An 8,640-nucleotide genomic window follows, 5' to 3' on the forward strand; every position below is an offset into this window, starting at 1 on the left:
CACCATGAACCTCAACTTCATCTGGCTGGCGATCGGGCAGATCGTCGATCCCACTGTCGCCGCGTACGCGCTGGCGACCATCGGCCTGGTCATCCACTTCGGATTCACGGGGCTGCTCAACTTCGGACAGGCCGGCTTCATGGCAGTGGGCGGCTACGCCTTCGCCATCACCTCGGTCAAGTTCGAATGGCCCGTCTGGGGCTCCTTCCTCGCGACGATCGTCGCGGCGACCGTCTTCGCGCTCATCCTGGGCATCCCGACGCTCCGGCTGCGGGCCGACTACCTCTCGATCGTGACGATCGCGGCGGCGGAGATCATCCGGCTCTCGGTCAAGACCCCCGAGTTCTCGGCGATCACCGGCGGCTCGGAGGGCATCAACGGCGCGGCGAAGGCGTTCAACGACCTCAACCCGCTCCCCGAGGGCCGCTGGGGCATCGGCGTCCTCACCTACAGCCAGGACCAGTGGTGGGTGCGGATCGTCGGCTGGGGCCTCGTGCTCCTGGCCTGCCTCCTGGTGTTCCTCCTGATGCGCAGCCCCTGGGGCCGCGTCATCAAGGGCATCCGCGAGGACGAGGACGCCGTGCGCTCGCTCGGCAAGAACGTCTTCTCGTACAAGATCCAGGCGCTCATCCTGGGCGGCGTGCTCGGAGGCCTCGCAGGAGCGCTGTTCATCCTCCCCCGCTCGCTCCAGCCCGACAACTACGGCACCCAGCTCACGTTCTTCCTCTACACGATCATGCTGCTGGGCGGCGCCGCGACGGTCTTCGGACCCGTCGTCGGCTCGATCATCTTCTGGGTCGTCCTCGGTCTGACCGACGGACTGCTCACGCTCGGGATCGACACCGGGGTCCTCAACAACGACCTCATCCGCCTCACCACCGTGCAGACCGGACCCATCCGGTTCATCGTGGTGGGGGTAGCCCTCATGCTCCTGGTGATCTTCAGACCCCAGGGGATCTTCGGCAAGAAGAAGGATCTGCACTTTGCCTAAGACGCCGGTCTCGGACATCACCGAGGAAGCAATCGTCCCCGGGGTCAGGAAGAAGGACCCCATCGTCGTCGCCGACAACGTCAGCCGCCGCTTCGGCGGCCTGACCGCAGTCGACGTCGAGCACCTCGAGATCCCCCGCGGATCCATCACCGCCCTGATCGGCCCGAACGGGGCCGGCAAGACCACGTTCTTCAACCTGCTGACGGGCTTCGACAAGCCCAACACCGGCAAGTGGAACTTCAAGGGCAAGAACCTCGCCAACGTCCCGGCCTACCGGGTGTCGCGGATGGGCATGGTGCGCACGTTCCAGCTCACCAAGGCGCTCGGCGGCATGACGGTGCTCGAGAACATGCTGCTCGGCGCGAAGGGGCAGAAGGGCGAGAACATCTTCACCTCGCTCATCCGCCCGCTGTGGTCGAAGGAGGAGGACTCGATCGAGCAGCGCGCGATCCGCCTGCTCGAGAAGTTCAAGCTGGACACCAAGCGGGACGACTACGCGTCGAGCCTGTCGGGCGGCCAGAAGAAGCTGCTCGAGATGGCGCGGGCGCTGATGTCGGAGCCCGAGCTCGTCATGCTCGACGAGCCGATGGCCGGCGTGAACCCGGCGCTGACGCAGTCGCTCCTGGGTCACATCGTGAACCTGAAGGACGAGGGCATGACCGTGCTCTTCGTCGAGCACGACATGCACATGGTCAACACGATCGCCGACTGGGTGATCGTGATGGCCGAGGGCAAGGTCGTCGCCGAGGGCCCGCCCTCGACCGTGATGAACGACCCGGCCGTCATCGACGCGTACCTCGGCGCGCACCACGACACCGACCTGGGCACGATCGAGGGCCAGCTCGAGATCGCCGAGGAGATGGACTCCGACCTCGTCCGCGAGGACGTGGAGCGGCAGGCGGAGCAGGCCGGCATCCCGACGCCCGGCCACGACGCTCCGGCGGCCGGAACGGCGTCCCCGTCGGCCTCCGCGCCGACGAGCGTCGCCCCGACGACCGACGCCCCGGCCGTCGAATTCGAGAAGGACGAGAGATGACCGCCGACACGACGACTCCGAACACCCTCGAGACGCACGATCTGCACGCGGGCTACGTGCCGGGGGTCAACATCCTCAACGGCTCGAACGTCTACGTGAAGCGCGGCGAGCTCGTCGGGATCATCGGCCCGAACGGTGCAGGCAAGTCGACGCTGCTGAAGGCGATGTTCGGCCTGGTCAACATCCGCCAGGGCACCGTCCTGCTGAACGGCGAGGACATCACCGGCCTCAAGGCCGACAAGCTGGTGTCCAAGGGCGTGGGCTTCGTGCCGCAGAACAACAACGTCTTCCCGTCGCTCACCATCGAGGAGAACCTCGAGATGGGCATGTACCAGAAGCCGAAGCTGTACAAGGAGCGGCTCGAGTTCGTCACCGAGCTCTTCCCGGAGCTCAGCAAGCGGCTCAAGCAGCGCTCGGGGTCGCTCTCGGGCGGTGAGCGCCAGATGGTGGCGATGTCGCGGGCTCTGATGATGGACCCGTCGATGCTGCTGCTCGACGAGCCCAGCGCCGGCCTGTCCCCGATGCGGCAGGACGAGACCTTCGTCAACGTGCAGCGGATCAACCGCGCAGGCGTCTCGATCATGATCGTCGAGCAGAACGCGCGGCGGGCGCTGCAGATCTGCGACCGCGGCTACGTCCTCGACCAGGGCCGCGACGCCTACGAGGGCGCGGGCCGGGAGCTGATGAACGATCCGAAGGTCATCGAGCTCTACCTGGGCACGCTCGCGACGACCAACGAGGTCACCACGAGCACCCCGACCGTCGGCGGCTGACCCCCGCTGCGAAGGGCCCGTCGTCTCCGGACGGCGGGCCCTTCGTCGTTGCCGGGGCGCGGAGCGGGCGCGAGCGGGCCGAGGGGCCGGTGCGGCTCCGGGGCGGAGGCGGGGCCGCTCGCGCAGGGCGCCGGGCGGCTCGGAGACCACTCCGAGCAGGGCGGGAAGGCAGGCGGCTCGGTGCCCGGAGACGCGCCGGCACGGGGTGCCGCAGAAGGGAGGCGGGGGGCCGCTCTCCCGGCGCGGACAGGCCTTCACCGGTCTCTCCGCGATGCCCGCCGAACCCCCGGGAAGTCGGCGGAACGGCGGGCCAGACCCTCGGTCTCCTGTCCGCGGGACGGGGGCAGGACAGTGAGAGTCTCTCCGCACCAGCGACACCCACGAGGGGGACAGGATATCGCCCTGCCTGCCGTAGTTTTGGGGACACGGGACAGCCCTGCAGGGGGACGTCCCGCTCCCCTCTCCCCCGGTAGGGACCGAGATCGGCCGCCGATCTCCTCCCCTCCCCGCAGCGCCTCGAGCGCCGCGTCGTCCGCCTCGAAGGAGCCGACCATGAAGAGATACACCCCCGCCCCTGTGGAACTCGGAGCCGGCTTCGGCACCGGTGCGATCGGCGACTACGAGCGCTGGCGCGTCGTCGGCGTCTACGCCCAAGTCGTCATCGCCGAGACCACCGGCGGCAAGCGCCGCAACTACAGCCGTTCCTTCGTCACGTACCGCCTGGCGCAGGAGGCGGAGCTGCTCCGCGCCTCCTAGGCCCTCCGCACTCCACGAGCGCGCGTCCTCCCACTGGAGGGCGCGCGCTTCTGCGTTCCCGCTCGACGTCGTCGCTCCCGCCCGCGGTTCGGCAGGGCGCCCCCTCGAGGCCGGGAGAGGCGCTCGGAGGCGCGTACAGGCCGTCAGAGCCGCTCCTCCTCCCGGGTGGCTCCTCGACGCCACGCCGGGCCCTGGACGCCGCGGAGCCGTCCGCCCGCACCCGACAGCGGCCACCCTCCCGGACGACCGCCGCGCCTCGCTGCGTCCGCACGACCGGCGCGTCTCCTGCTCTCCGCTCCGGGAACGGCGGAGGGGCCCGGTCCGAAGACCGAGCCCCTCAGGGATGCGGCAGGAGCCGCGTCACCGCGTCGTCAGTTCAGCGAACCCTCGACGGTCTCCTCGAAGGAGGTGGTGTTGCCCGTGCCGTACTTGTAGATCGAGACCGAGGCCTCGCTGGTGTCGCCGTTCTCGTCGAACGAGATCGGGCCGGAGAGGCCGTCGTAGTCGACGTCCTCGCCGTCGGCGATGAGCTTCGCGCAGTCGGCGAAGGTCGTGCACTTGGTGCCGCCCTCCGAGACCGACATGAGGTTGTCGCGGATGGTCGCACCGTCCGTCGCCTTGCCCTGGAGCGCGGCGAGAGCGGTCAGGACCGTGGCGTCGTACGACTCCGGCGCGTAGCTGAACACGGTCAGCGCGTCGTTGCCCTGCGACTCGACGAGCGACTGCAGCTTGCCCTGGAAGTCCTCGGACGCCTGGACGCCCGGGTTGGTGAACTGGGCGCCGGCGATGTCGACGTTGGTGTCGGACTCGCCGATGACGCCGTAGTTGCCGTCCGTGCCGTAGAGCTTCGAGAAGTCGAAGCCCTTGGCCGAGAGCTGCTCCGCGATGGTCTTGATCTCGTCGAACGAGATGACGACCAGCGCGTCGGGGTTCGGGGCGAGGACCGAGGTCAGCGCCGAGTTGAAGTCGGTCGAGGCCGGCTCGAAGATCTCCTCGGCCGCGACGGATGCTCCGCCCGCCTCGAGGGTCTCCTTGATGTTCTTCTCGAGGCCGGTGCCGTACGCGTCGTTCATGTACAGGATCGAGACGTTGGTCTTGCCGTCGCCGAGGATCTTGTTGCCGAGGATTCGGCCCTGGAGCACGTCCGAGGGAGCGGTGCGCCAGTAGTAGCCGTCGTCGTCGTAGGTCGTGAAGTCCGGCGAGGTGTTGGCCGGCGAGATCTGGACGACGCCCGCCTGGGTCACCTGGTCGATGAAGGTCTTCGAGACGCCCGAGGACGCCGCGCCGATGATGGCGGAGACGTTGTCGGCGATGAGGGACGTGGCCGACTGCGTCGCGATGTCGGTCGTGGTGTCGCCCGAGTCCTTCTGCTCCACGTCGATCGTGATGCCGGCCTTGGCGTCGTTGATGTCGACGACCGCCTGGTCGACGCCCGCGATCTCGGGCGGGCCGAGGACGGCGAGGGTGCCGGTCTGCGGGAGGATCGTGCCGATCTTGAGGGACAGGTCGCCCGAGCCGCTGTCGCCGCTCGATCCGCTGTCGCCGCCGCCGGCGCAGCCGGCGAGGACGAGAGCGCTGGCGCCCAGAATGGCGACGCCGCCGAGGGTTGCCCGGAGGGACCGCGCGCGGGCCGAGCCGGCCTTCGCGTAAACGCCCATGTTGCTCCTTGAGAGGTGTGTGTCAGTGGGAGCGGCGCCGGTGGCAACCGCTCGGCCAACCTAACCTTCGAAGCAGCCGTGAACAATACAGGGGTGTTACCAATACGTTTCGCGACCGGATCGTTACCATTCCGCTGTCGCGCCGCGCCAGGACGACGCGTTCCGCAGATCAGACGGAGGATCGGCGCCGTCTGCGCTCCGCGGCGACGAGGTCGCCTGAGAAGATCGCCAGGGCGGCCCACACCAGCGCGAAGCCGATCCAGCGCTCGAGCGGCATCTCCTCGTGCAGGACGAAGGCCCCGACGAGGAACTGCAGGAACGGCGTCAGGTACTGCACGAAGCCGACGATCGACAGCGGGAGGCGCCGGGCGGCGCCCGCGAACAGGAGCAGCGGGACGGCCGTGACGATCCCGGCCGAGGCGAGGATGAGGGCGTGCCCCGTCCCCTCCGTCGTCAGGGTCAGCCCCACCGTGGAGCCGACGACCGCCAGCTGCACCACGGCGAGCGGCGTCAGCCAGAGCGTCTCGAGCGTCAGCCCGCCGACCGCGTCCACCGTGCCGCCGACGCGGCTCTTCACCAGGCCGTAGAGGCCGAACGAGAAGGCGAGGGCGAGCGAGATCCACGGGAAGGATCCGTAGCCCACCGCGATGACCAGAACCGCGACGGCGCTGACGCCCATCGCGGCCCACTGCAGGGGCCGGAGGCGCTCGCGCAGCACCAGGACGCCCAGCAGCACCGTGACCAGCGGGTTCATGAAGTAGCCCAGGGCCGCCTCGATGACGTGGCCCGTGGTCGTGGCGATCACGTAGACCTGCCAGTTGACGTAGATGAGCACGCCCGCGATCGCCATCACGCCGAGCAGGCGGGGGCGGCGCAGCAGCGCGCCGAAGGAGCGCGAGCCGCGGAGGACCGTGAGCAGGATCACGCAGAAGACGAGCGAGAAGAGCACCCGGAACGCGACGATCTCGAACGGCGAGGCCGGCGCCATCGCGATGAAGTAGAGGGGCATCGCACCCCAGAGCAGGTAGGCCGAGAACGCGAACAGCAGCCCCGTGCCGGACATCCCGCCCGGGCGTCCCGCCGCTCCGAGCGCCTCCACTCCTTCGCCGACGGGCACGTCCGAAGGGGACGGCGAGACGGCCTCGGCAGGGGTGCGGGAGCTGGTCACTCCCCCGATGCTACGCAGGCGCGGGGTGGGAGGACGGCCCCGCAGCGGGCGGATCAGGCCACTGGTCGCGAGGAGGACCGGGAACGACGGAAGGGCCCGCCGACCGAGGTCGACGGACCCTTCCGAGGGATGCTGCCTAGCGGACGACGACCGCGAGGACGTCGCGAGCGGAGAGGACCAGCAGGTCCTCGCCACCGAACTTGACCTCGGTTCCGCCGTACTTGGAGTAGATCACCTTGTCGCCGACGGCGACGTCGAGCGGCACGCGGTTGCCGTTGTCGTCGATGCGACCGGGTCCGACGGCGACGACCTCGCCCTCCTGCGGCTTCTCCTTGGCGGTATCGGGGATGACGAGACCGGAAGCGGTCACCTGCTCCGCCTCGACCTGCTTGATGACGATGCGATCTTCGAGCGGCTTGATGGACACCGACACGGTTGACCTCTTTCTTGACGACGATGTGGGCGGAACGCGGTTCTGGCACACACGCTCCGAGAGTGCTAGATCCATCGTAGGGGCTCCGCTGGCACTCGTGCAATCAGAGTGCCAAGCGGGGCGGCGGACCCGCCGGGAGGCCGTGGCCTACCATGGCCGGATGCGACGCGACGAGCTGGTCGAGCTCCTCTCCCCCGAGGGCCTCCGGCTCCTCGACTCCCTCGACGGCTACCGGTCCGACGACCTGGTGCGGGCCGTGGCACGCCTCCGGGCCGCCGGCCACTCCCCCGTCCTCGTCGCCGCGGTGCTCACCCAGGCGAGGCTCCGGCAGAAGGCGGAGGCGAAGTTCGGCGAGTTCGCCCGCTCGATGCTCTTCACGGACGCGGGACTCGAGCAGGCGACGCGGCTGCGCGTCGCCGCCCTGCACGCCGGCCGGTTCGCCGCGGCGGGAGCGGCGCGCGTCGCCGACCTCGGCAGCGGGATCGGCGGCGACGCCCTCGCGATGGCCGCGATCGACCTGGCGGTCACCGCCGTCGAGGCCGACGAGGTCACCGCGACCCTGGCCAGCTTCAACCTCGCCCCGTTCCCCGCGGCGAGCGCCGTGCACTCGACGGCCGAGGCCTTCGACCTCGACGGCTTCGACGCCGTCTACCTGGACCCGGCACGCCGCACGGCGGGCCACCGCGAGACCCGCCGGCTCGACGATCCGGACGACTACTCCCCCTCGCTCGACTTCGCGTTCGGCCTGGCCGAGCATCGTCCCGTGGGCGTGAAGGTGGGTCCCGGCTTCGACCGCGAGCGCCTGCCGCGGGACGCCGAGGCGCAGTGGGTCTCGGTCGACGGGGAGCTGGTCGAGACCGGGCTCTGGTTCGGTTCTCTGGCGCGCGCGGGCGTGCGCCGCTCCGCTCTGCTGCTCGGCGCGACCGGCTCCTCCGAGCTCACCGCGGCGGGCGACAGCGAGGACGAGGAGGTCGGCCCCCTCGGCGCGTTCGTGCACGAGCCGGACGGCTCCGCGATCCGCGCGCGCCTCCTGGGCGAGCTCGCGCGCTCCAGCGACTCGCGGATGCTCTCGCCCGGCATCGCCTACCTGACCGGCGACCATGCGGCCGCCTCGCCCTTCCTCCGCAGCTTCCGAGTCCTCGCCGAGCTGCCGCTGGACGAGCGCACGCTGGCGAGGGAGCTGCGCACCCGCGGCATCGGCGTGCTCGAGATCAAGAAGCGCGGGGTGGACGTCGACCCCGCCCGCTTCCGCAAGCGGCTGGGCCTCTCCGGCACCGACAGCGCGGTGCTGATCCTGACGCGGATCGCCGGGCGCCACCGCGCGCTGCTCGCGGAGCGCGTCGAGCGGCCCGCGCCGGCTCAGTAGCCGGAGGTGCCGGCGGCGAGGGCGACCACGACGAAGACGAGGAAGACCGCCAGGTAGATCAGCGAGACGGCGATGCCGGCGAACCCGGTGATGATCGCGGTCAGCGCGAAGCCGCGCGCGGCCGGCTCGCGCCGGCGTCCGAGGAAGCCGAGCACGACGGCCGGAGCCGACAGCAGGAAGCCGAAACCGGCGGCGAAGAGCGTGATGACCAGGCCGACGATGCCGAGGATCATCCCGACGAGGCTCAGCGTGCGGGGGACGACGGGCGCCGGAGCGGCCGCGTAGGCGGCGGGGTGGCCGGGCGCGGAGGAGTAGGCGGGCGCCGAGGGGTACGCGGGCGGCGGCGGCGACCCGTAGGCCGGCGGTGCGGAGTCGGCGAGCGGCACCGACGGCTGCGACGCGGCCGCTCCGGCGCCCGTCGTCCCCCGCACGCTGAGCCTCGTCGGGATGATCCTCGGC

The 8,640-nt window shown here is 70.3% G+C and carries 8 protein-coding genes and 1 pseudogene; 5 read left to right on the forward strand and 4 right to left on the reverse strand.

The features are described 5' to 3' along the window. Positions 1 to 4 precede the first annotated feature (4 nt). The 4 genes from C5B95_RS14995 to C5B95_RS15010 all read left to right on the forward strand — a co-directional run bounded on the left by C5B95_RS14995 (position 5) and on the right by C5B95_RS15010 (position 3,556). A complete protein-coding gene (locus tag C5B95_RS14995) occupies positions 5 to 991 on the forward strand; it encodes a branched-chain amino acid ABC transporter permease (RefSeq protein WP_104224731.1) in 987 nt (328 codons plus the stop codon). Next, a complete protein-coding gene (locus C5B95_RS15000; protein WP_104251056.1) occupies positions 984 to 2,027 on the forward strand; it encodes an ABC transporter ATP-binding protein in 1,044 nt (347 codons plus the stop codon). Before C5B95_RS14995 ends, C5B95_RS15000 begins: the two co-directional genes overlap by 8 nt. Continuing rightward, positions 2,024 to 2,800, forward strand: coding sequence for an ABC transporter ATP-binding protein (locus C5B95_RS15005; RefSeq protein WP_104224729.1), 777 nt, complete (start codon positions 2,024 to 2,026; stop codon positions 2,798 to 2,800). Before C5B95_RS15000 ends, C5B95_RS15005 begins: the two co-directional genes overlap by 4 nt. A gap of 552 nt (positions 2,801 to 3,352) precedes the next feature. Then, positions 3,353 to 3,556 carry a hypothetical protein gene (locus tag C5B95_RS15010; RefSeq protein ID WP_146076626.1) on the forward strand — a complete coding sequence of 68 codons (204 nt, stop codon included), beginning with the start codon at positions 3,353 to 3,355 and terminating at the stop codon, positions 3,554 to 3,556. Between the two features lie 371 nt (positions 3,557 to 3,927). Here the strand turns inward: C5B95_RS15010 and C5B95_RS15015 are convergent, their stop codons facing one another. The 3 genes from C5B95_RS15015 to groES all read right to left on the reverse strand — a co-directional run bounded on the left by C5B95_RS15015 (position 3,928) and on the right by groES (position 6,815). After that, positions 3,928 to 5,214, reverse strand: a complete 1,287-nt coding sequence (locus C5B95_RS15015) for an ABC transporter substrate-binding protein (protein WP_104234163.1) — start codon at positions 5,212 to 5,214, stop codon at positions 3,928 to 3,930. Positions 5,215 to 5,383: 169 nt separating this feature from the next. Beyond that, a complete protein-coding gene (gene rarD, locus C5B95_RS15020; RefSeq protein WP_104349523.1) occupies positions 5,384 to 6,277 on the reverse strand; it encodes an EamA family transporter RarD in 894 nt (297 codons plus the stop codon). 241 nt (positions 6,278 to 6,518) lie between these two features. Beyond that, positions 6,519 to 6,815 carry a co-chaperone GroES gene (groES, locus tag C5B95_RS15025; protein ID WP_097167691.1) on the reverse strand — a complete coding sequence of 99 codons (297 nt, stop codon included), beginning with the start codon at positions 6,813 to 6,815 and terminating at the stop codon, positions 6,519 to 6,521. 160 nt (positions 6,816 to 6,975) lie between these two features. Here groES and C5B95_RS15030 point away from each other — a divergent pair, with 160 nt between their 5' ends. Further along, the gene (locus tag C5B95_RS15030) at positions 6,976 to 8,181 is read left to right on the forward strand and encodes an SAM-dependent methyltransferase (protein WP_104349524.1); all 1,206 of its coding nucleotides are present in this window, start codon (positions 6,976 to 6,978) and stop codon (positions 8,179 to 8,181) included. Here C5B95_RS15030 and C5B95_RS15035 read toward each other — a convergent pair. Further along, a pseudogene (locus C5B95_RS15035) lies at positions 8,175 to 8,640 on the reverse strand (hypothetical protein); the annotation flags it as partial. The gene C5B95_RS15030 and the pseudogene C5B95_RS15035 overlap by 7 nt on opposite strands.

Origin of the sequence: Rathayibacter sp. AY1A7 (genome assembly GCF_002930845.1) — a bacterium.
In the GTDB taxonomy this organism is placed as follows: domain Bacteria; phylum Actinomycetota; class Actinomycetes; order Actinomycetales; family Microbacteriaceae; genus Rathayibacter.

Bases quoted from the DNA above. Each gene is read 5' to 3' on its own strand.
- C5B95_RS14995 (WP_104224731.1), top strand. From the start codon at position 5: ATGAACCTCAACTTCATCTGGCTGGCGATCGGGCAGATCGTCGATCCC.
- C5B95_RS15005 (WP_104224729.1), top strand. From the start codon at position 2,024: ATGACCGCCGACACGACGACTCCGAACACCCTCGAGACGCACGATCTG.
- C5B95_RS15010 (WP_146076626.1), top strand. From the start codon at position 3,353: ATGAAGAGATACACCCCCGCCCCTGTGGAACTCGGAGCCGGCTTCGGC.
- C5B95_RS15015 (WP_104234163.1), bottom strand. From the start codon at position 5,214: ATGGGCGTTTACGCGAAGGCCGGCTCGGCCCGCGCGCGGTCCCTCCGG.
- rarD (WP_104349523.1), bottom strand. From the start codon at position 6,277: ATGTCCGGCACGGGGCTGCTGTTCGCGTTCTCGGCCTACCTGCTCTGG.
- C5B95_RS15030 (WP_104349524.1), top strand. From the start codon at position 6,976: ATGCGACGCGACGAGCTGGTCGAGCTCCTCTCCCCCGAGGGCCTCCGG.